General features: G+C 57.1%; 26 protein-coding genes and 1 pseudogene. 23 read left to right on the forward strand and 4 right to left on the reverse strand.

The genetic code is table 11. The features are described from left to right. Positions 1-133: 133 nt before the first annotated feature. From HOP44_RS13840 to HOP44_RS13875, 8 genes are all read left to right on the forward strand, one after another. Positions 134-928 carry a metallophosphoesterase family protein gene (locus HOP44_RS13840; RefSeq protein WP_172254317.1) on the forward strand — a complete coding sequence of 265 codons (795 nt, stop codon included), beginning with the start codon at positions 134-136 and terminating at the stop codon, positions 926-928. Positions 929-969: 41 nt separating this feature from the next. Further along, the gene (locus HOP44_RS13845; protein WP_172254319.1) at positions 970-1,581 is read left to right on the forward strand and encodes a histidine phosphatase family protein; all 612 of its coding nucleotides are present in this window, start codon (positions 970-972) and stop codon (positions 1,579-1,581) included. Between the two features lie 60 nt (positions 1,582-1,641). Next, the gene (locus HOP44_RS13850; protein WP_172254321.1) at positions 1,642-2,190 is read left to right on the forward strand and encodes a GrpB family protein; all 549 of its coding nucleotides are present in this window, start codon (positions 1,642-1,644) and stop codon (positions 2,188-2,190) included. A 72-nt stretch (positions 2,191-2,262) separates the two neighbouring features. Continuing rightward, positions 2,263-2,514, forward strand: coding sequence for a hypothetical protein (locus HOP44_RS13855; RefSeq protein WP_172254323.1), 252 nt, complete (start codon positions 2,263-2,265; stop codon positions 2,512-2,514). 112 nt (positions 2,515-2,626) lie between these two features. Beyond that, complete coding sequence (locus tag HOP44_RS22820; RefSeq protein ID WP_172254325.1) at positions 2,627-3,385, forward strand: hypothetical protein; 759 nt, start codon at positions 2,627-2,629, stop codon at positions 3,383-3,385. Then, positions 3,352-3,666, forward strand: a complete 315-nt coding sequence (locus HOP44_RS13865; RefSeq protein ID WP_246369817.1) for a glyoxalase superfamily protein — start codon at positions 3,352-3,354, stop codon at positions 3,664-3,666. The genes HOP44_RS22820 and HOP44_RS13865 overlap by 34 nt, the downstream gene beginning before the upstream one ends. 134 nt (positions 3,667-3,800) lie before the next feature. Further along, positions 3,801-4,160 (forward strand): type II toxin-antitoxin system HicA family toxin, encoded by a 360-nt coding sequence (locus tag HOP44_RS13870; protein WP_172254327.1) that lies wholly within the window; start codon positions 3,801-3,803, stop codon positions 4,158-4,160. A 57-nt stretch (positions 4,161-4,217) separates the two neighbouring features. Continuing rightward, complete coding sequence (locus HOP44_RS13875) at positions 4,218-4,706, forward strand: cysteine hydrolase family protein (RefSeq protein ID WP_172254329.1); 489 nt, start codon at positions 4,218-4,220, stop codon at positions 4,704-4,706. Here the strand turns inward: HOP44_RS13875 and HOP44_RS13880 are convergent. Continuing rightward, on the reverse strand, positions 4,703-5,608 hold the full coding sequence (locus tag HOP44_RS13880; protein WP_343059891.1) for a helix-turn-helix domain-containing protein: 906 nt from the start codon (positions 5,606-5,608) through the stop codon (positions 4,703-4,705). The genes HOP44_RS13875 and HOP44_RS13880 overlap by 4 nt on opposite strands. 247 nt (positions 5,609-5,855) lie before the next feature. Between HOP44_RS13880 and HOP44_RS13885 the strand changes: the two genes are divergently transcribed. From HOP44_RS13885 to HOP44_RS13910, 6 genes are all read left to right on the forward strand, one after another. Continuing rightward, a complete protein-coding gene (locus HOP44_RS13885) occupies positions 5,856-8,543 on the forward strand; it encodes an alpha-L-rhamnosidase (protein ID WP_172254331.1) in 2,688 nt (895 codons plus the stop codon). A gap of 126 nt (positions 8,544-8,669) precedes the next feature. After that, positions 8,670-9,110 (forward strand): VOC family protein, encoded by a 441-nt coding sequence (locus tag HOP44_RS13890; RefSeq protein WP_172254333.1) that lies wholly within the window; start codon positions 8,670-8,672, stop codon positions 9,108-9,110. A 77-nt stretch (positions 9,111-9,187) separates the two neighbouring features. Continuing rightward, complete coding sequence (locus HOP44_RS13895) at positions 9,188-9,898, forward strand: hypothetical protein (protein WP_172254335.1); 711 nt, start codon at positions 9,188-9,190, stop codon at positions 9,896-9,898. Beyond that, positions 9,895-10,206, forward strand: coding sequence for a hypothetical protein (locus tag HOP44_RS13900; protein ID WP_172254337.1), 312 nt, complete (start codon positions 9,895-9,897; stop codon positions 10,204-10,206). Before HOP44_RS13895 ends, HOP44_RS13900 begins: the two co-directional genes overlap by 4 nt. Before the next feature lie 65 nt (positions 10,207-10,271). Then, the gene (locus HOP44_RS13905) at positions 10,272-10,634 is read left to right on the forward strand and encodes a hypothetical protein (RefSeq protein WP_172254339.1); all 363 of its coding nucleotides are present in this window, start codon (positions 10,272-10,274) and stop codon (positions 10,632-10,634) included. Further along, positions 10,631-10,960: a hypothetical protein gene (locus HOP44_RS13910; protein WP_172254341.1), complete on the forward strand. Its 330-nt coding sequence runs from the start codon at positions 10,631-10,633 to the stop codon at positions 10,958-10,960. The genes HOP44_RS13905 and HOP44_RS13910 overlap by 4 nt, the downstream gene beginning before the upstream one ends. Here the strand turns inward: HOP44_RS13910 and HOP44_RS13915 are convergent. Continuing rightward, complete coding sequence (locus HOP44_RS13915; RefSeq protein ID WP_172254343.1) at positions 10,933-11,502, reverse strand: shikimate kinase; 570 nt, start codon at positions 11,500-11,502, stop codon at positions 10,933-10,935. The genes HOP44_RS13910 and HOP44_RS13915 overlap by 28 nt on opposite strands. 130 nt (positions 11,503-11,632) lie before the next feature. On the opposite strand from HOP44_RS13915, the gene HOP44_RS23290 reads away from it, so the two are divergent. Beyond that, positions 11,633-11,875: a RidA family protein gene (locus tag HOP44_RS23290; RefSeq protein ID WP_425501874.1), complete on the forward strand. Its 243-nt coding sequence runs from the start codon at positions 11,633-11,635 to the stop codon at positions 11,873-11,875. Beyond that, complete coding sequence (locus tag HOP44_RS13925) at positions 11,872-12,261, forward strand: RidA family protein (protein WP_172254345.1); 390 nt, start codon at positions 11,872-11,874, stop codon at positions 12,259-12,261. The genes HOP44_RS23290 and HOP44_RS13925 overlap by 4 nt, the downstream gene beginning before the upstream one ends. A 323-nt stretch (positions 12,262-12,584) precedes the next feature. On the opposite strand, the gene HOP44_RS13930 is transcribed toward HOP44_RS13925, so the two are convergent. After that, on the reverse strand, positions 12,585-14,807 hold the full coding sequence (locus tag HOP44_RS13930; RefSeq protein WP_172254347.1) for a bifunctional alpha,alpha-trehalose-phosphate synthase (UDP-forming)/trehalose-phosphatase: 2,223 nt from the start codon (positions 14,805-14,807) through the stop codon (positions 12,585-12,587). A gap of 221 nt (positions 14,808-15,028) precedes the next feature. On the opposite strand from HOP44_RS13930, the gene HOP44_RS13935 reads away from it, so the two are divergent. From HOP44_RS13935 to HOP44_RS13955, 5 genes are all read left to right on the forward strand, one after another. Next, complete coding sequence (locus tag HOP44_RS13935; RefSeq protein WP_172254349.1) at positions 15,029-15,616, forward strand: hypothetical protein; 588 nt, start codon at positions 15,029-15,031, stop codon at positions 15,614-15,616. A gap of 17 nt (positions 15,617-15,633) precedes the next feature. Beyond that, positions 15,634-16,218, forward strand: coding sequence for a GNAT family N-acetyltransferase (locus HOP44_RS13940; protein WP_246369819.1), 585 nt, complete (start codon positions 15,634-15,636; stop codon positions 16,216-16,218). A gap of 156 nt (positions 16,219-16,374) precedes the next feature. Then, positions 16,375-16,902, forward strand: coding sequence for a hypothetical protein (locus HOP44_RS13945; RefSeq protein ID WP_172254351.1), 528 nt, complete (start codon positions 16,375-16,377; stop codon positions 16,900-16,902). Continuing rightward, entirely contained in the window at positions 16,875-17,198 is a 324-nt protein-coding gene (locus HOP44_RS22825) for a DUF3024 domain-containing protein (protein ID WP_246369821.1), read from the forward strand. Before HOP44_RS13945 ends, HOP44_RS22825 begins: the two co-directional genes overlap by 28 nt. Before the next feature lie 24 nt (positions 17,199-17,222). Continuing rightward, a complete protein-coding gene (locus tag HOP44_RS13955) occupies positions 17,223-17,597 on the forward strand; it encodes a hypothetical protein (protein ID WP_172254353.1) in 375 nt (124 codons plus the stop codon). Positions 17,598-17,878: 281 nt separating this feature from the next. Here HOP44_RS13955 and HOP44_RS13960 read toward each other — a convergent pair. Continuing rightward, positions 17,879-18,178 (reverse strand): annotated as a pseudogene (locus HOP44_RS13960) (winged helix-turn-helix transcriptional regulator); the annotation flags it as partial. A 331-nt stretch (positions 18,179-18,509) separates the two neighbouring features. On the opposite strand from HOP44_RS13960, the gene HOP44_RS13965 reads away from it, so the two are divergent. Beyond that, a complete protein-coding gene (locus HOP44_RS13965) occupies positions 18,510-18,782 on the forward strand; it encodes a hypothetical protein (protein ID WP_172254355.1) in 273 nt (90 codons plus the stop codon). Positions 18,783-19,134: 352 nt separating this feature from the next. Further along, on the forward strand, positions 19,135-19,707 hold the full coding sequence (locus tag HOP44_RS13970; protein ID WP_172254357.1) for a Gfo/Idh/MocA family protein: 573 nt from the start codon (positions 19,135-19,137) through the stop codon (positions 19,705-19,707). Positions 19,708-20,162: the final 455 nt, after the last annotated feature.

A 20,162-nucleotide genomic window follows, 5' to 3' on the forward strand; every position in this document is an offset into this window, starting at 1 on the left:
CCGAATAAAGGTTCTCCTGCAGTTATTTTGGCCAACCGCCCTGGAACTCTCTTTCCAGCCTGTCTTGACTTGCTTAGGAAGCATGGATAGGTCATGGCGTTTCTGATTTTTCGACGAAAGGACGGTATTTCAAATGGAGCACAAGTATCCCGGTTCGGGCCGGCTGGACAGCGGGAGCGATCGGATAGCGGCGTCGATTGCGGTCATCTCGGATATTCACGGCAATGCGCCGGCGCTGCGAGCGGTGTTGGACGATATTTCCCGGCGGGGCATCGATACGATCATAAATCTGGGAGACAGCCTGTTCGGTCCGATCGATCCCGTCGGTACGGCGGAGCTGCTGATGGGCGATTCCCGCATCCTGCATATCCAGGGCAACTGTGACGAGATTCTGCTGCAGGAAAGCGCCGATTCCGCGACGTTCGCTTTTGTGAAGCCGCGGCTGACTCCCCATATGCTGGAATGGATTCGGAGTTTTCCGGCGACCCGCGCGTTCGACAATCTTTTTTTCTGCCATGGAACGCCGGAAGCGAACGACCGTTATCTGCTGGAAAAAGTAACGGAGGAAGGCGTCCGCTTGAAAAGTTCGGCGAAGCTTGCGAGCGAACTTGCGGGCTTCGATCATGATTATATTTTTTGTGGGCACAGCCATGTGTTCCGAACGAAAAAGCTGCCGGACGGCCGGACGATCGTCAACGCGGGCAGCGTCGGACTTCCGGCTTACGAAGATGAGCTTCCTTTCCCGCATGCGATGGAATCCGGTTCGCCGGATGCCGATTACGCGAGTCTTGAACGGCGCCCCGACGGAAGCTGGGAGGTTCGGCCTATCACGGTTCCGTATGATTTCGAAAGTGCCGCCGTATTGGCGGAGCACGCGGGCAGAGCGGATTATGCTTTTGCGATCCGAACGGGCAGGGCGCTGCGATAAGCGGCATCTTATCATCAAGCAGCATGAGGGAGGAGAAGAACATGCACATTTACCTGGTCAGGCACGGGATGGACGAAGAGGGCTACCGTGGAGGCTGGAGCCGCCGGGGACTGACGGAGGAAGGCATCGCCCAGTCGGGGAGATTGGGAGACTATTTGCGCGATCATTCGGAAACGTACGGCATCCGTACCCTGATAGCCAGCGATCTTCCGAGAGCAGCCGAAACGGCGCGGCAAATCGCACAGAAAACCGGGCTGCGCTGCGTGTATTCGCAAGAGTGGCGGGAGATGAACAACGGCGATCTGGCCGGCATGCCGAATCCCAAAGCGGAAGCGAAATACCCGGGCCTTTATTTCAATGCACTTGAGATGGACAGTCCGTATCCGGGAGGAGAGACGCCGGCGCATTTTCAGGAACGGATTCTCCGGGCTTTCGGAGAGCTGTGCGACCGGATCGAAAAAGGCGAGATAGAAGCAAACGTTCTGCTCGTCACACACGGCGGTGTCATCAATATTTTGTATTACGCGCTTAAAGGACAGGAATGGACAAATCGCGCCGCATTTTACCCGATTGACCAGACTGCCGTACATACGGTGACGAAAACGGACGAAGGATGGAAAATAACGGAGGAAAACGTTCTGCCGTACGACTGAACATGTACTGGAGAACGGAATGTATCTGATCCGTCTGCAGAATGAAGAGGAGGACAGGCTGTGAAAGAATCCGTTATTGTCGTACCCTACGACGCTAACTGGCCAAGTCAGTTCCAAGAAATCGCCGGAAGACTCCGCCAATCGCTCGGCGACCGGGCACTGCGAATCGACCACATCGGTTCGACGGCGGTTCCCGGACTCGACGCCAAGCCGGTGATCGATATCCAGATTTCCGTGCCGGCGCTCGAACCGATGATCTACGCACCGGCGATCGAATCGACCGGATACGTTTACCGCGCAGACAATCCCGATCGAACCAAACGTTATTTTCGCGAAAAAGAAGGACAGCCGCGGACCCATATCCATGTGCGCGAGTCGGGCAGTTGGTCCGAGCGGACGGCGCTGCTGTTTCGGGACTTTCTCAGGGAGCATGAATCCTATCGCAATCTGTATGCCTCGGAAAAGCATGCGCTGGCCCAACGTTATTCCCGGCCCGACCAGCGGCATCTGTACGTGGACGGCAAAGATCCGATCGTCTGGCGAATCTTGTACGCAGCGAGCAAATGGAGTCAAACGGCGGGGTGGAGACCCGGGAAAAGAGACTGTTAAATATTCCTTTTTATGCTTAAAAAGGAACTTGAGGCACCTTGAATTCGTATTCCCTCTAAAGGGGGAGAGGGTATGGAAGGCATTTTGTTAATCGTGTTATTCGTCGTCAACATACCGTTGGTCAATCTGTTGTCGCGGATTTTGTTTCGTGACCGCAAAGATATGGAGCAGGCGGTCAAAGATACGTATCGGCCAGGCTGGTCTCTGAATCATGCCATTAACGAGTCTCAAGTGATGCTGATGGTGGCCCTCTGCGCGATCGCCATCGTCGGCGAATACGTGCTGATTATGCGTCTGTTCGACTGGCTGGGGATTACGGGATGAGCAGGCGGGAGCTGATGCGGGTTGACTTGCCCATCCCCGCCCTCTAGCATAGGAACCAGATGCAAGCGCAAAGCCGTGCAGACTACCTTTGACGCAGCCGGGAGGGATCGGAATGATCAATCATATGACGACGCTTGGTTTTCATATGCAGGAAGAAGAAGATTTTTTGAAATTGGCGGATTACGCTTATAAGAACGGTACGCCGATCCGGACGCCGCAGGGCTCTTATGTTCGGCTTCAGGCCGGAGGCGGAGCGGAACTGTGGCTTCAGTTGGACCGCGAACAGGTGGCGATCGGGATGCATCCGCATTTTACCGGAGCCGGACTGATGCAAGTTGGAATCGAAGGCGAACTTCGGCGGGAAGAAGCGAACGAGCTGGACGGAACGTTCTACGCCTGGGCCGGAGCGGAGGCCGGGCGTCCGGGCGAAGGGTTGTATGCGTTTCTGTTCGATCTGCCGGATCGGGATGTCTACGGTTCGCTGACGACGCCGATGATTCGATCCGTCCAGCTGTCGGCGTTCGCGCATGAGCTGACGGTGTTCTCGAACGAAGCGGATTATTATTCGTATCAGTTGGAACGGTCCTCGGGAGGGTTGGTTCTGCAAACGGAGACGTTCGTAGCGACGGGATTAAACGACCAGGGCGGCGAACCCGGCTCGACGGCCGCTTTTAGCGGAAGGGTGCTGCGGGCCGGATGGATCAAGAACGAGATGAGCGAAACGTATTTTCATTGGGCGCTGGTCCGTACGCTGGGCGGCGATATCGACGTGGTTGCGGACGAACGGTTGGTCGGCGGACGCGAGATCCGGGAAGGCGATATTCTGACCGGATCTTTTTGGCTCAGCGGGCGGTTGGTGGAAGAAGCCTGACATTCCGTTGGGAACATCGTTTCGAGCCGGGGCTTCCGCTGTATGTTCAGGTGTCGAGAGGAGCGGCCGTGCTGCACCTGTCCGGACACCACGGCGACTGCACGCCCGGATCGGCGATCCGGATCGCGGCGGCCGATGTCGGGGAGCTGCACCGCGAACTGACGGCGAAGCCGTATCCCTTTCTCAAACCGGGCGTGGAACACATGCCGTGGGGCGGGCCCGAGCTTGCGCTGACCGATCCGTTCGGCAGCCGGATTATTTTCTACGAGTCCAAAAGTTGAATACGCATACATTCGAGACAGGGAAAGGATAACGAACGACGACCGAACTACAGCTTCCCACCACGATGAAAGCCGCCGTCATTTTATGTTTTGATGATTTTTTCGAAACTGAAGTTGGATAAAGGAGAATGAGGATGAAAAAACATAAGCGAATCGCGGCCTACGCGGCCGGCGCGGCCGGTCTGATCCTGCTGCTGGGAGCCGTGGTTCCGGCCGCGAGGTATGGAACCGACACGGCACTTGCGATGGCTAGGCTCACGATGACGAATGCGGAATTAGTTGCCGTAAACGGGAACGACCGTTTCAATACGTATCTGACCGACGACGACGGCGTTCTCGAGGAAATCCGCAGCCTGATAGAAAGCCGCGGCTGGACGTTCGAGCAGCAGGACGGCTCGGGATACTTTTTCCGCAAAGACGGCAGGCAGACGATCGTAACCACCCAGCAAATCTCGCGGCATACGACCGAATTTCAGATCGAGAAGCGGATGTAGCGGGGCGAAATTTCTATAGAACCGATTCTTGAGATCGAAAATGGAGGGACAGCTTGAATGAAAATCGCTCTTTTGATTATTGATATGCAAATTGTCCATTTGGAAGGCGTACCGCAGTCCAAAATCGACAAGGCTTGCGAATATATCAACCATGTATCTCGCGTTATGCGCACGGCCGGTCATCCGATTATCCATATTCAGGATATCGAAGGCATGACGGAAGAGACGGAAAGCAGCTACCGGACAATCGAAGAGATTGTATTCGAATCCCCCGATCAAGCCGTGTCCAAAGCATATTCGAATGCGTTCTGGCAGACAAAGTTGGAAGAAACGCTTGCGCAGCACGGCGTCGAACGCGTCATCCTGGCCGGATTCGCGGTCGAGCACTGCGTGCAGTTTACGTACAACGGTGCGGTCGAACGCGGCTTCAGTCCGGTTCTGCTGCAGAACGCGATCTTCAGCCGTCACGACGATGCGGTCGCCGCCGCTTACCGGGACCGCAATCTGATCTCGTATCCGGTCGTGGAATGGTTGATGGGAAGCTAGCCGTTTCGACGATAAGCCATCGGCGTAACGCCGGTCTTGCGCTTGAACAGCCGGTAGAAAAACTTCAAATCGCCGTAACCGACAGCCGCCGCGATTTCCGCAATCCCCATGTTCGACGAGGAGAGGAGAGCGCAGGCGGCTTCGACGCGTGTATTTTGCAAAAAGGTCGAGAAGTTCAGCCCGGTCTGCCGCACGAACAGACGGCTGAACTGGCGTTCGCTCAGACCGGCCTGCCGCGCCAATTCGCCAAGCGTGAGCGTCTCCGCATACCTCTGTTCGATCTCCTGCATAGCCTGCCCGATCGACGCTTCGGACGAGCCGCTGCGGGTGTGCCCGAACAATGCCGCCGCGGCCTTATCCGAATCTTCACCCGCGCGGCTTGGGGATTCGTCGGCGCGCTTGCGATACAGCTCGACCAGAATACGGATCACGAGTGCGGTCAGTACCGCTTCGCAGCCCGGCTGCCGCGCCGTATACTCCCGGTACAATGACTTGAACCAGCCGTGGAATTCGCCGGAATCCCGCAGCTTGAACCAGGCGCTGCCGGGTTCGCGGAACCGGGCGAGCAGCGGCGCGGTATCGGGGAATAGGCGCTCCAGATGCAGCAAATAGCCGATCGGGAAAATACAGTTGTAGACGATCAGTTCGCGGCCGCGTCCGGGCGCCGCAGGGCGGAACACATGCGAGACGCCAACCGGAATGAAAAAGACATCGCCCCGCGAAACCCGCATGTTGTGTTCGCCGATATAATGCACGCCCGCTCCTTCGCAGACATAGGTCAGCTCGACGAAATCGTGCGTATGCTCCAGCATATCGAACGACTCCGCCGCCCTGTTGACGTAAACCGGCAGTTCTTCTTCAAAAAAATACGTGCCCAACAACCGCCCCACGCTTCGCCGCACTAGTTCTCCTCCTCCGCTGCTATCCTGTTTCTCGCTGCCGCTTGGACAAGCATTTTCCGGCAGTCTTTTTCCCTGTTGTATCGAGCTTAATCGCTGGGGTCCTTCTTGTCCAGATCGGCCTATGGATTCGTCCGAATCGGTCTATTCTTCTTGCGGCGAACCGATTTACAATGAAGAAGAAAAGCCAAGGGATTCACTACACGAACCCCCGTATCCACTATACGATCGACCGGGAGGAATACGACTTATGCGTTCAACCAAGGTGACCGAACTGCGCTGCGAGTATCTGCAAGATCCGCTGGGAATGACCGTCCGCCGTCCGCGTCTGGGCTGGAAGCTGCTGACGGATCGAAGAAACGTGCTTCAAACGGCTTACCGGATTCAGGTGTCGGCCGACGATCCGTCTTTTGCCGAAGACCGGTTGGTCTGGGACAGTGGAAAGGTGGAATCGGACGAGAGCGTTCATGTGCCGTATGCGGGCGAGGAACTGGAATCGGTGACGCGCTATCTGTACCGGGTGCGGATCTGGGACGAGCGGGGCGAAGAGTCGCCCTGGAGCGAGACCGCCTGTTGGGAGACGGGTCTGCTGGACTCCGGCGAATGGCGGGCGCAGTGGATTACGCCGACGGAGAAGGAAATCGATCCTGCGGCGCCGGAAGCTTTTTATCTGCGCGGAGAATTCGCGACGACCGGGCAAAAGGTGAGCCGGGCCACGCTGTTTGCGACCGCGCTCGGCCTGTATGAACTGGAACTGGACGGCAGCCGGGTCGGTGACAGCCTGTTTACGCCGGGCTGGACCCGCTACGATCGCCGTCTCCAGGTGCAGGCGTACGACGTGACGGAGCTTATGGGCCGTGCGGACGCGGGTCCGCATGTTCTTGGAGCGGCGCTTGCGGACGGCTGGTACAAAGGCAGGCTCGGCTGGGAAGGCCGCCGCGACATTTACGGCGACCGGCGCGCGCTGCTGCTGGAGCTGCATATCCGGTACGCCGACGGAACGCGGCAGGTCATCACGTCAGGCGAGTCGTGGCGGGCGTGCGCGAACGGTCCGATCCGGATGTCCGGCTTGTACGAAGGCGAGACGTACGACGCTTCGCTTGAACTGAACGGCTGGAGCGAGCCCGGCTTCGACGATACGGACTGGCATCCCGTCTCGGTGCTGGAACGCCCGATGGACGCGCTGATCGGCGAGCAGAGCGAGCGGGTCCAAGTCACGGAGAAGATCGCGCCGGTATCGCTGATCGTCACGCCTGCGGGAGAAACGGTGCTGGATCTGGGACAAAATATGGTCGGCCGCATGGCGTTTACGGTGCAGGCGCCTGCGGGCACTACGCTTACGCTGCATCACGCGGAAGTGCTGGACCGGGAAGGGAACTTCTACACCGGCAATCTGCGTACCGCCGCGCAGGAAGTGACGTATGTCTGCCGGGGCGGCGGCGCGGAGACCTACCGGCCTTCCTTTACGTTCCAGGGCTTCCGGTACGTCCGTCTGACCGGTTTCCCGGAAGCGATCGACCTGCATGACTTCGTCGGGGAAGTCATCCATACGAATATGCGCCCTACCGGATCGTTCGAATGTTCGAATCCGCTGATCAATCGGCTGCAGCGCAATATCGTCTGGGGCCAGCGCGGCAACTTCCTCGATATTCCGACCGACTGTCCGCAGCGCGACGAGCGGCTAGGCTGGACGGGGGACGCGCAGGTATTTATCCGTACATCGGCGTTCAATTACGGCGTTGCGCCCTTTTTCACCAAATGGCTCAAAGATCTGGCGGCCGAGCAGCTGCCGAGCGGAGGGGTGCCGTTCGTCGTACCGAATATTCTGGACGAAGGCTCGCATTCCTCGGCGGCCTGGGGCGACGCGGCGGTCATTTGTCCGTGGACGATCTATCTCTGCTACGGCGACCGGCGTATCCTGGACGAACAGTACGACAGCATGACCGCCTGGGTCGAATACATTCGCGCCCAGGGAGACGACGAGCTGCTGTGGAACACGGGATTTCATTTCGGCGACTGGCTCGCGCTGGATGCCAAGGAGAACAGCTATATCGGCGCGACGCCGCGGGATCTGATTTGCACCGCCTTTTTCGCTTATTCGACTTCGCTTGTTGCGAAAACGGCGACGATTCTCGGCAAAGAAGAAGACGCGCGCAAATACGGAGAGCTGCACGGGCGGATCGTCCAGGCTTTTGCCGACGAATTCCTGACCCCGAGCGGCCGGCTGGCCGGGCACACCCAGACGGCGCATGTGCTGGCGCTTATGTTCGATCTGGTCGAAGGTGAGACCAAGCGGCGCGTGGCGGATACGCTGGCCGAATACGTACGCGAGCAGCAGATGCACCTAACCACCGGCTTCGTCGGAACGCCTTATCTGTGCCAGGTCCTGTCCGAGAACGGTCACCACGACGTCGCCGTGCAGCTCGTTCTTCAGGAAGAATATCCGTCGTGGCTGTATTCGGTCAATCAGGGCGCGACGACGATCTGGGAGCATTGGGACGGGATCAAGCCGGACGGTTCGTTCTGGAGCGACGACATGAATTCGTATAATCATTACGCGTACGGCGCGATCGGCGACTGGCTGTACCGCACCGTGGCGGGACTGGATACGGACGAGGCGGCTCCCGGCTGCAAAAGGATCAAGCTGCACCCGAACCCGGAGTCGGGCTTGACGCACGCCCGCGCACAGTATGACTCGCTGTACGGGACCATCGCCAGCGGCTGGGCCAAGCGCGAAGACGGCAGCGTCGTGTACGAGTTCGAGCTTCCGCCGAATACGACGGCCGAAGTCCGGCTGCCGTATTCTTCCGGTCAGGCGCTGCGGATCGACGAACGCGAGGCGAGCGAAGGTGCAGGGCCGGAAGCGGTCCGCATGGAAGATGACAGCGTTGTATTGGAACTCGGATCGGGCCGTTATGCGGTGCGAGTCGGTGTCTGAATAGAAGAAGCAAGATGCGGAAGACGGCCCGCCGCGGACTTCGGGGGCCGTTTTTTTTTTTGTATAAAAAAGGATGGCGGACTGCGGAAGCGAATGAGTAAAGAGGAGTGAAAGGGGAGAACTGACATGAATCAATCCATCGTACATATCGCGCTTGTCGTGAACGACTACGACGAAGCCATCGAATTTTATACGCAAAAACTGCATTTCACGCTGGTGGAGGATCTGGATCAGCCGGAGCAAGGCAAACGCTGGGTCGTCGTGGCCCCGCCGGGGTCGACAGGCACCACGGTGCTGCTGGCGCGCGCTTCGAAGCCGGAACAAGAGCCTTTTGTCGGCAATCAAGCCGGGGGGCGGGTGTTCCTGTTTCTGAATACGGACGATTTCTGGAGAGATTACGAGGACATGAAGCGAAGCGGCATCGAGTTCGTGCGCGAGCCCAAAGAAGATTCGTACGGCACGGTTGCCGTATTTAAAGACCTGTACGGCAATCTGTGGGATCTGCTGCAGTTGAAAGAGGATCATCCGGTGATGCGGCGCATGAAGGAATCTCAAGATCGGACTTAAGTGAAGGAGCGGTAGGATGCCTACTTACTTTATGATCAGCTTTAATTTCGGGTTTTCCGAATTTCGCGGAGTCGAATGTGCGCGCCCCGACGATCTTGGAAATGGACTTCAGGGAGGATCGACTGCGCTCGCTGATCGAGTTTTGTGTTCGAATCTGGGCCGAGATGCCCGTCGTCTTGATCCAGAGCAGTCCGGAAAACGGATGCCCGTCTTCGCTTAAGCAAATTGCCGGGGGCGGTACACCGCAGATGTATCCGTTTGTTCTCGCAGGTTCGGAATTGGCAGAGAAAGTCCAACCGGCTCGCCCGTCGATCGAATCGTCGCGGGCTGCCAAACGCGGAGTGCTGATGATCGATCGCAGTATGTTTCCGGAATACCGAAATCCACAAGATATAACGACGCACGAACGGGAAGTTCAGACTTTTGATAGGAGCGAAAAAGAAACCGAACCGAACCTGACTACCGTCCGATATGATGAGCGGCAGACCGAAATCGTCGAAAGCGGCGCGGAAGCGATCGAAGCCCGTCTGCGGGATTCCGACGATGCCGGGCGCCGGAGTCTGCTCTTCTGCCTGGATAAATACCTGGCCCCGTATTTCGGATATGAGCTGCCGTATGCCGAAGGAATTTTCGGGATTTCACAACGGGAAGTGCTGCGGAAGCGTTCGATCCATGTAAAGGAAGACGCGTACGAGTTGATGAGGATGTATTCGGGTCTACGTTTGGAACAGCTCGCAGGGCGGGCAAAGAGGTATAAGGAATTGTTCCAAAGGAGGCGAGACTCATGAGCTTGATTTATCTGATTGGCCTGACGTTACTTGGACTGCTGCTTATGTTATTCCTCCCGCAGTATATCGGTATATATCTGGTTCTGGCTGTTATTTTCGCTTTCAGTATTCTGAATGCGCGCCGTACCCGCGAACTTCATGCCGGAATGGAAGAGATTCGCCGGCACTTAGGATTGATGGGCAAGGCCGAAGCGGAAAACTACGATCTCGAGCGGGAAATCGACGGGGCGAACCGTCTCGGCGATGAGGAGCGCGAAGCGATTGATCGCCGCACGCAAGCACAGTTGAAACGGGAGACGGATTCCTGACAGACCTGTCCTTCGCCCGATTTCCCGGCACTCGAAACTTATCTGGAGCAAAAGGGAGGCCAATCATGAGATTGTATGCGAACCGTCGGCTCCAGCTTGGGCTTGCGATCTTGTACCCGCTGCTGCTGGGGCTGTTTCTGACTGCTTTTTCGTCCGCTTTTTGGGTGACTGCCTTAATTACGATGCTTGTCTACTGCGCTCTCTGGAAAAACATCGGATACGTCCTGTTCTCCAATGCGCTGCTGCTTGTCATGTCTGCGCTGCTCTGGGTGACCGAACGGGATTATATGCACATGGGCAGTGTGGAAGAAACTCGGGAATGGCTGCCTTTTGCCTATATCCTGTACGGTGTGATGTGTCTGATTCCGCCGCTGATTCTGGTCCCGCTGCGGAACTTTCTGCTTAGAATGGAGGATCGCCGCCGGTGAGCTACACCTTTCAAGGATTTAGAGGTTCGGCAGAATCGTTAAAAACAGCGGGAATCCGACTCCGGCAGGCAAAAGCCGTTGCGTTGTCCGGCGGCTTGGCCGTGCTTCCGCTTGGCAAAGATATGCAGACAGAGATCAGCGCCGGCGCAGAACCGCTGCGGGAAGGCCGGGATTCCCTAACCGGCAGGATCGAAGCCTTCGGCCGCAATCTGTCGAAAAAGACAAAGAGCCGAATCGTTTACGACGAAGAACGCGAAGACTATGGATATGCGGAAAGTTCCGCCTTTTTGCTTGAGCCTTACCCTTCCCGCGTCCAGCCGGCCTGAATCTGCAGCGCGATCGCTTCGGCGATCTGTTCGGGCGTCTGCGTATCGACAGATACCGTATGATGATTCTCGGCGTAGACGAGTTTGCGGCTGTTGAACATGTCCTGAACTTCCTCCAGCGACTTGCTCTGCAGAATCGGACGGGTATCGATCAAGGCTTCAAAGCGGCCCAGCCAGGAATCCCAGCTCAAGTCGAGATGATACACGATCCCGCTCGACAGACACGATTCCCGGATCGCTTCCTGCATGAAAGAACCTCCGCCGAGCGATACGACTTTCTCGCGCTCGCTGCGGCACAGTTTGGTCAGGTACTCTTTTTCCATCTGCCGAAAAGCGGGTTCGCCCATCGTCTTGAAGATTTCCGTGACCGGCATGCCGTGCAGCGCTTCGATCTCATGGTCGGCGTCGAGAAACTCCCGTCCGAGCTTCTCTGCCAGCAGTTGGCCGATCGTCGTTTTGCCTGCGCCCATAAAGCCGATCAGGATGATGTTTTTTTCGCGAAAAGGGATCTTGGAAGAGAGGGGAAGGTTGGACTGCGTCATGACTTTTCTCCTTTATGGCTTTAAACCGTTGAATGATATGGATAGATGAATACCGTGTAAAATGAATATGTCCATTATAAAAGCTGCGCTTGACGGGGGCAAGGTCAAACGTGAGAGGAGAGGCGCCCGTATGGAATTTCTGTTTATTCGTCACGGTCAGGCAGAGCATAATCTGGATACGCCGGACCGGCTGAACCGACTTCACCCCAGGTTGACGGACTTAGTGTTGGACGGCTGTTCCAAGTTGATGGCCGACGTATTCGGCGAGCACGGTTCGCACGCGAGATCCGTGTTCGGCGCCGTTTCAGTCCGAGATAATCTGCCGATTATCGTAGATTCGATTTTTGAAGCGGAAGAGGAGGTGAGCGCATGACCAGACAAACGTACTCGACCGGTTCTCCCTGGGAGTCGATCGTCGGCTACAGCCGCGCCGTGCGTGTCGGAAACGTCGTGGAAGTCGCGGGCACTACCGCGATGAAGGACGGGGAGGTCGTCGGAGCCGGCGATCCGTATCGGCAGACGGCGGAGATTCTGGGCACGATCGAAGAAGCACTGGCGCATGTCGGAGCGAAAATGGAGCATGTCGTCCGCACGCGCATGTTCGTGACCGATATTTCGCGGTGGGAAGAGATCGGGCGTGCCCACGGCGAAGCTTTCCGCGATATCCGCCCCGTGGCGACCATGGTCGAAGTGAAAGCGCTGATCGATCCTGCGCTGTTGGTGGAGATCGAGGTGCAGGCGATTGTGCCGGAAGGATAGAGCCGGAATCGGCGAAGGCGCAGGAAGGTTGGCTTGATAAGCGGCCGATTATTCCTAGGGCGATCGGAGTGTCGGAAAATGGCGCGGTCGCGGGAATGTTGCCTTTTGATGCACATTTCCGGCTTATCTAGCGTGTTTTGGAGCGAATGTTGACTTTATGCGTACATTTTCGAAGGCGGTCTTGCTCTGCCACGTTCGGCTGCGCCCCGCAGCGTTCAGTCCCGCCTGGCCTCGCTCCAAACCCCAAAAAAACACACAAAAAAGAAGCCGAGCAAACCGCTCGGCTTCTTTTCATACTTTCTACCCATAAACGGTCCGGCCGCTTACTTGCTCTTCGCCGCGTCTTCCGCGACTTCGCCGGACACCTGTGTGAAGCGTCCCAGCAGGGCGCGGATATCGCCCGAAGATTTGAGGCGGTACCGGGCCGCCGTCACTTCTTTGCCGATCTTGACGGAATACGCGTTCTCCGGCAGCGCCGCGAACATGTCTTCGTCGGTCCGGTCGTCGCCGGCTCCGAAGACGAAGTCAAAGTGCCCCTGGCTCAGCACCAGATGCGCGCCGTGGCCTTTGTTGACCCGCGTATCCTTCACTTCGATGACTTTGTTGCCGTCCAGTACGCCTACGGTCATCGACTGGGTGATGGACATGAGCGCTTCCTTGAGTTCGTTGCGCTTCACGGCCGCGATATCCGGTTCGGACTGGCGGTAATGCCAGGCGATCGAGTAGTCTTTCTCTTCGATCAGCGAACCCGGCGTCCGGTCGGTATACGTCTCCATGATCGGACGGATGGATTCTTTCCATTCGTTGTCGATATTGAGCGTCATCGTCCATTCGCCGCCTGCCGGGCGGAACCACAGACCGTGCGCCGCGACGATGCTGAGATTGAGATCGCCCAGCCATTTCTGGGCCGTAAAGCGGTCGCGTCCGGTGATAATGACGACCGTGTTCTTCGGATCTTCGGTGAGCGTCGTCAGCAGCTGCTTCAGCTCGCGGTCCGGACGCGCCTGGTCCGGCGTCGGCTTGAAGCCGACCAGCGTCCCGTCGTAATCGAGGAACAGCACCCGCTTGTTGGCGGTCCGATACGCCAGATCGAGTTCCGACGAAGCGGAAGTCAGACGGTCGAGAGGTTCGGTATGGATCTTTTCTTCCGACGAACCCTGCAGCGTATTCAGGAACTCTTCCGCCCAGAACTTGACGTTGTAGCGGGAGATCCGGCGGTGCATATTTTTGTTGCGGTCCATTTTGTCGTCTTCCGGCATCTCGAGCGCCATCTTGATTCCGGCCGCGATCGCGGCGTGATCGTTTGTATTAACGATGATCGCTTCGCCGAGTTCGCTGGCCGCGCCGGCCGTTTCGCTCATGACGAGCATGCCTTTATAATCGGTCCGCGAAGCGACGTATTCTTTGGCGACCAGGTTCATACCGTCGCGCAGCGGAGTGACGAGCAGCACGTCACTGTGGCGGTAGAAAGCGATCAGATCGTCCTGGGATACGGTGCGGAAGAAGAACCAGACCGGCATCCAGTTGAACGTTCCGTATTCGCCGTTCACCTCGCTGACGAGTTCCTCGATTTCGCGCTTGAGGTTGTCGTATTTCTCGATCCCGACCCGCGAAGGAGCGATAATCAGATTCAAGCGGACCTTTTCCCGATACTCCGGGTAATTGGCCAGGAAATGCTTGAACGCTTTGATCCGGTCGGGAATACCTTTGGTGTAATCCAGGCGGTCGACCGAAATGATATTGCGGACATCCTTCGTGCTTTTGACAAAGTCCATCGTTTCCTGAGACGCGTTTTCTTTGGTCGGCGTCTTGGAGAAATAGTCGTAGTCGATCCCCATGGGGAAAGCGTCGACCTGTACCTGATGCGATTGAAGCTGCATTTTGTACAGACTGTGCTCGTGCCCAAGCAGACGGCGCACGCTGCTCAGGAAGTGGCGCACATAATCGTACGTATGGAAACCGATCAGGTTGGCACCCATCAAGCCTTCAAGGATCTCGTTGCGCCAGATCATCTGACGGTAGATTTCGAACGAAGGGAACGGGATATGCAGGAAAAATCCGATCTTCACGTCGGGATGCTTCTCCCGGATCATCTGCGGCAGCAGCATGAGCTGGTAATCGTGGATCCAGATCGTGTCGCCTTCTTCGATCAGCGGATCGACCGAGTCGAAGAATTTGCGGTTGACCCGCTGATACGCTTCCCAGGTGTCCGTTTTGTATTCGACCGCACTCGTAAAGTAATGGAAAAGAGGCCAGATCGTTTCGTTGCAGAAGCCGTGGTAATATTGTTCGATGTCGTCGGAAGTCAGAGGGACCGACAGACATTTATAATCTTTTCTCAGGGTGTCGGCAACCGAGGAGATCTCGCCTTCACTCAGATCGTCCTGTGCCACGCCCGGCCAGCCGGCCCAGACCGTGCTGCCCTGTTCATGGTAGTTTTTGAGTCCGGTAGCCAGACCGCCTATGCTTTCCTTGTACTCCAGGCCGGATTCGTTCTTGCTAACGGTGACGGGAAGACGGTTGGATACGAAAATCGTTTTACTCATAGGTTGGACCAGCTCTCCTTCTTATTTGAAAATAATAGATGAAAAACGCGCAATATCCGTAACAATTCTTACCTTCATTACCCGAAACGGAGCCGTAAGACTCAAATTCGGGACGAAGCGGCACTCTGGATGAGTTAAATCGAGCTTTTCGTAACGTTTGGATCGCAGATTCCGTCTAACGGGTAAAAGGCCGGGAAATCCGCCAGAGAGAAGGAACGAAGATGCGAATTTTAGGCAGAGTAACCCTTGTCCTCATTCTGTTTCTAATGTCATTCGGTTTGTTGATTCCCGCGGAGAAAGCTATGGCCTGCAGCTGCCGTATTCCGGAAACCGCACGCGAAGCCAAAGAAAAAGCCTCGGCTGCTTTTACGGGTACGGTGCGGAAGATCGAGAAATTCAAAGACGATAGAAAAGAGATGTACAATGCGGTTACGCTTGCCGTCGGCGAAAGCTGGAAAGGCGTGAACGAACCGGAAGTCGTTGTCTACACCAGCTGGAGCAGCTGCCAATTCGATTTTGAAGAAGGGAAACGTTACCTGCTGTATCCATATGAATACAAAGGGCGGTACGAGGTGTACAACTGCGGACGTTCCGGCGAAATCCGAAGCGAGAATATCTCGGCCGCCGCGGATCTCAAGGAACTTGGAGCAGGTACGAAATTCGAGGCTCCGCCGGAGCCGGAAAAAGAGAAAAGCGAAGGAACGGGTAAAAGGATAGCATGGATCGGAATTCCGGCGGCGATTCTGCTGCTTGCGGCGGGATTCGGACTGTGGCAGCGGCGCAGCCGGAAAAAGAGGTTCATTCAATAAGGAGGGACAACCGCAAAATGCCGAACGAAATGGAGAACAAGAAAGAGCCGGCCGCGGTGCCGGATAGGAGAGCTGCCGACGGGACGGCGGGTCATGCAGAGTCGCCCTACCGGATTCGCCCGGCCGAAGAACGGGACCTTCCTTTTCTGTGGGAGATGCTGTTCGAATCGTTATATGCGGGAAAAGGCAAGGAACCGTTCGACCGCTCGATCCTCGAAGAACCTTCCATGCGCAAGTATGTGGAAGGCTGGGGACGCCAAGGCGACTTCGGGGTGATTGCCGAAGCGCCGGACGGAACGCCGCTCGGCTCGGCGACGGCACGTTTCTTCGGCGCCGACGATCGCGGCTACGGCTATGTCGCGCCGGACGTGCCGGAGCTTGGCATGGCGCTGCTGCCGGGCAGCCGGGGCCGGGGGATCGGAACCTCGCTGATACGCCATCTGCTGGACGGGCTGCGGGAGCAAGGCGTGAAGCGGGTCTCGCTGAGCGTCGATCCGGGCAATGAACCCGCCATGAAGCTGTACTTACGCTTTGGCTTCCAAGAAGCCGGACGCGAAGGCACATCGATCACGATGGTGGCGGATCTGGAACCGACAAAGTGAAGACGGAACGGACAAAGCGGCTTCCTCCGGCGAAGATTTATCGGTACGGATTGGTGAACGGCAGGAAGAAGGGATAGACAAGGTGGTATGCTGAAAAAGACCGACAAATTCACTGGGACCCGGGTGTTTGTAGGGAAGAAAGGGGAGCGCGGTAAAATGGAAAAGAACCCTGCGGAACTGCCGCGCAGTCTGCTGATCGTCAGCCTGCGTCCCGATCCGTACGCGCGGATGAAAGCAGGCACGAAACGGCATGAATTCCGGCGGCGCTTCACAGATCAACCGGCCGATGCGTATCTGTACATCCCGGTGCCGGTCGGCGCGATTGCCGCTTATGCCGAATTTGGACGTCCACTCCTAGGAACGCCGGAAGAACTGGCCGCCATCGCGGAGAAAGACGAGCCCGGCTCATATGCGGGGACGCTGGAATACTTTGACGGCGTGGAATACGGATTTGCCGTACCCGTGTTGTCGGTGCAGCCGATCGAGCCGCTGGCGCTGCACGAAATGCGCGAAGCATTCAGCTTCGCTCCGCCGCGTTCGTCACGGCGCCTGGAAGTCGGTTCGGCACTGGAGCGCGAGCTGGCCGGCAGGCTGGCGGCCGCTCGAAAAAGGTCTATACCCGGGAATCGGATGCGAAGAGAAGAGGAATGGCGAGGATGGACGATTTTACCAAGAAACGAATAGAGAAAATCATGCGTCATTATATGGAGAGTATCGCCGAAGAGCAGCTGCGCAGCCGGAGAAGTATCGGCTACGCGCTGGAAGGCGACGAGCTGACGCTGGTCGAACAGCGTCCGTCCAGAGACGGCACGAATTGGATCGAGCTTCCGGTCGCGCAGTTTCGGCTGGATGCCGGCGGCTGGCGCGTCTATGGGCTCGACAGCGGCGGAAGCTGGCACCCCGTATCGGAAATTGCGCCAAGCGGCGACTTTGAAGCGCAGTTGAGCCGGGTCAAGGCGAACGAACTGGGGATTTTTTGATACAAAAGGAGGCCTACCTAGACCATGAAATATGCGCAGGAATTCCAACAGCTGCACGAAACTCTTGTACCGGACAGCGGCCAGGCCCCGACCGTACAGGGCGAGCTAATCCGTTCGGTCGCCCGCCTGCATGACGAAGCCGAGCGAAACGGCAACGCGAACTGGGACGAAGGGTACGAGCTGTTCGCCGACTTTGTCGAGAAGACGTTCCACGCGCAGCGGATGGCCGACCCCGTATTCAGGGAGCGGGTCGAGACGATCATCAACCGTGTCCGTCAGCCGAAGATCGCGTACCTGGATTATGAATGGTTCCACGAATTGAGCGACCACGCGGTGCAGTGGTGCCGGCGCCATCCCGAGCCGATCCCGAATCCGCATGATCCGAGGCAGTACCGGTAGAAGGAAGAGTTCGAAGGAACCGAAGCCAGACAAACGAGGGAATAACGGCGTATGGAATGAACGGTCGACGGGGCGGGGGGATTTCATGAACGGATATAGCATGTTCTACCCGCACAATCCGCCAAGCCCGTTCTTTTATCGTCCATACAGAGAACTTTCGATGTTACTACCGCTCAGTTCCATTGAGAGATGAGAGATACAGGTCGTTTGTAGGCGTCTTGGATTGAAAAAAAGGCATTCCGATCGCAGCGCCGTCTGCTAACGGAATGCCTTTTTCTTTTTCACGATTTTTCCGGTTCGCCGGGTTCGTCCGTTTCATCGGATTTCCCGCGTTCCCCATGCGTCCCGTTTTCCCCATACTCTCTCCCGAACGCTTCCATCTGCTCCAGAATCGGCAGCAGCCGGACACCTTTTTCGGTCAGCGAATACTCGACTTTGGGCGGAACTTCCGGGTAGACTTTCCGATGGACGACGCCGTCTTTTTCCAGTTCCTTGAGCTGCTTGGTGAGCGAACCCTGCGACAAACCGCCCAGAAAACTCTGGATATCGCCGAAACGGCGGGTTCCGCTTTTGAGATACCAGAGAACAAAATATTTTCATCGGCCCGACAGGATGTTCTGCGTCAGGACGATCGCGTACAGGTCTTCTTTTTCCTCGATAAAGGCCGGCTCGAATCCGTTCAAGCATACTTTCATGGCGATCCCTCCCGATCCAAAGGTACAAAATTATGGACTATGGACATTTAAATTGCCTTCTTCGCAAAGCCAACCGCCGGACTTATGATAGGTTCACGCCGTCGAAAGCGGCATGCGTTTTATATATTTAGTAGGCTAAATACCAGTGTGACAAAAAAAGGCTTTCGAATAAACGCCAACTAAACACAAACCGCATAAATAGAAAAGAGGGAAAGAATTGAATCCTACGATCGAACTGCTGCACAAGCACGTATCCATCCCTTCCTATGCCCCCGAACCGCTGACCGACGAGCAGCGGGACGTTAGTTTCCGGGCCGCCAACCGGACGTCCGGCAGGACCATCCCGAAGGCTTCGCGGACTTTATCCGGCCGGTCGTTCCGATCCTGCAGGACCGAGGACTGTTCCGTACGGAATAACGAGCACGACACGCTTCGCGGCCTGCCGGAACTGCCTTACCCCGAGGACCGGCACGCCAAATCGCATCGTTGAATCAAAAAGGAGAAGTTAAGCATGGATAAAAAATAAGAACGGGCATTATCGGAGGATCGATCAACAACGGCTGGGCGAGAGGCACGCATATCCCGGCCCTTCGGCAGTTGGAAGAGTATGAACTGACCGCGGTCGGCACGAGCCGGATGGAGAGCGCGCGCCAAAGCGCGGAAGCGTTCGGAGCGGCCCACGCGTTCGACCGGGCGGCCGATCTGGCGGTCGTCCGACGTCGATCTGGCGGTCGTCAGCATCAACGTCAAAGAGCACCATGCGGCGGTCCGGGCGATCGTTCCCGCGGGCGCCGATTTACTGCGAATGGCCGCTCGGATCGAATACGGCGGAAGCTCTGAAGATGCGGCAGTGGGTCACCGAGAGCGGAATTCCGAACGCAATCGGCCTGCAGGCGAGGCAGGCTCCGGCCGTCGACTACGTCAAAGACCTGCTGAAGCAGGGATTCGCCGGCAAGGTGCTGTCGGCCAAGCTGAACCTGTCGATCGAAGGGATGGGCGGCGAATCCGACAAAGCCAACTCGTACCTGTTCGACCGCGAAGCCGGCGGCAACCTGCTGACGATCGTGACCGGCCACAATCTGGACGCGTTCACGTACATGCTCGGGGATTTCAAGGAATGGTCGGCCGTCACGGCGCAGCAGTTCGCGGAAGTTCGGATCACGGATACGGACGAGAGCATGGCCAAGACGACCGACGATCAGATCCTGATCAACGGCCTGCTGGAGAGCGGCGCCGCGGCCCAGGTCCACGTCCAGGGCGGCGTGAAGCACGGGACCGGCCTGACGATCGAAATCTTCGGCGACCACCAGGGCACGCTCGTGCTGAGCGCGCCGGCCACCGTCCAGTTCGGATCGCACGGGCTGCTGGACGCCGTCGAAGAGTCGGCCCGCACCGGGAACCGGCACGTTTTTTGAACGAGTCGGCCGCCGCTTGCCGGAAAATGAAAAAGGCGCCGGCCGATGGCGGTGCCAAATCCCGGTGCCAAAGGCCGAAGACCCGGATTGTCGAAAAACCCGAAGCTCCAGCTTGGAGCTTCGGGTTTTTGGCGTGCATCCGGACATAAAGGGTCGCGTCGCGGAGCCACCCGGCGAATGCTAACGGAACCGGGAGACGCTTAGCGGTTGATTTGGAGGGTTTTGAAATTCTAACGGATTCATACGACGCTTAGAATGAATTTGGGTTTGTTTTAGGCGAAAAAAAGGCGATAAAAAGCGGCTAACGGAACTACAATCCGTTAAAGTTCGGGAAAGGCTTGATTCGGCCCTCTAAGGGATATACAATCCGTTAGCCGAGCCGAGCCGAGCCGAGCCGAGCCGAGCCGAGCCGAGCCGAGCCGAGCCGAGCCGAGCCGAGCCGAGCCGAGCCGAGC

It is taken from the genome of Saccharibacillus deserti, assembly GCF_013618475.1.
Lineage (GTDB): Bacteria > Bacillota > Bacilli > Paenibacillales > Paenibacillaceae > Saccharibacillus > Saccharibacillus deserti.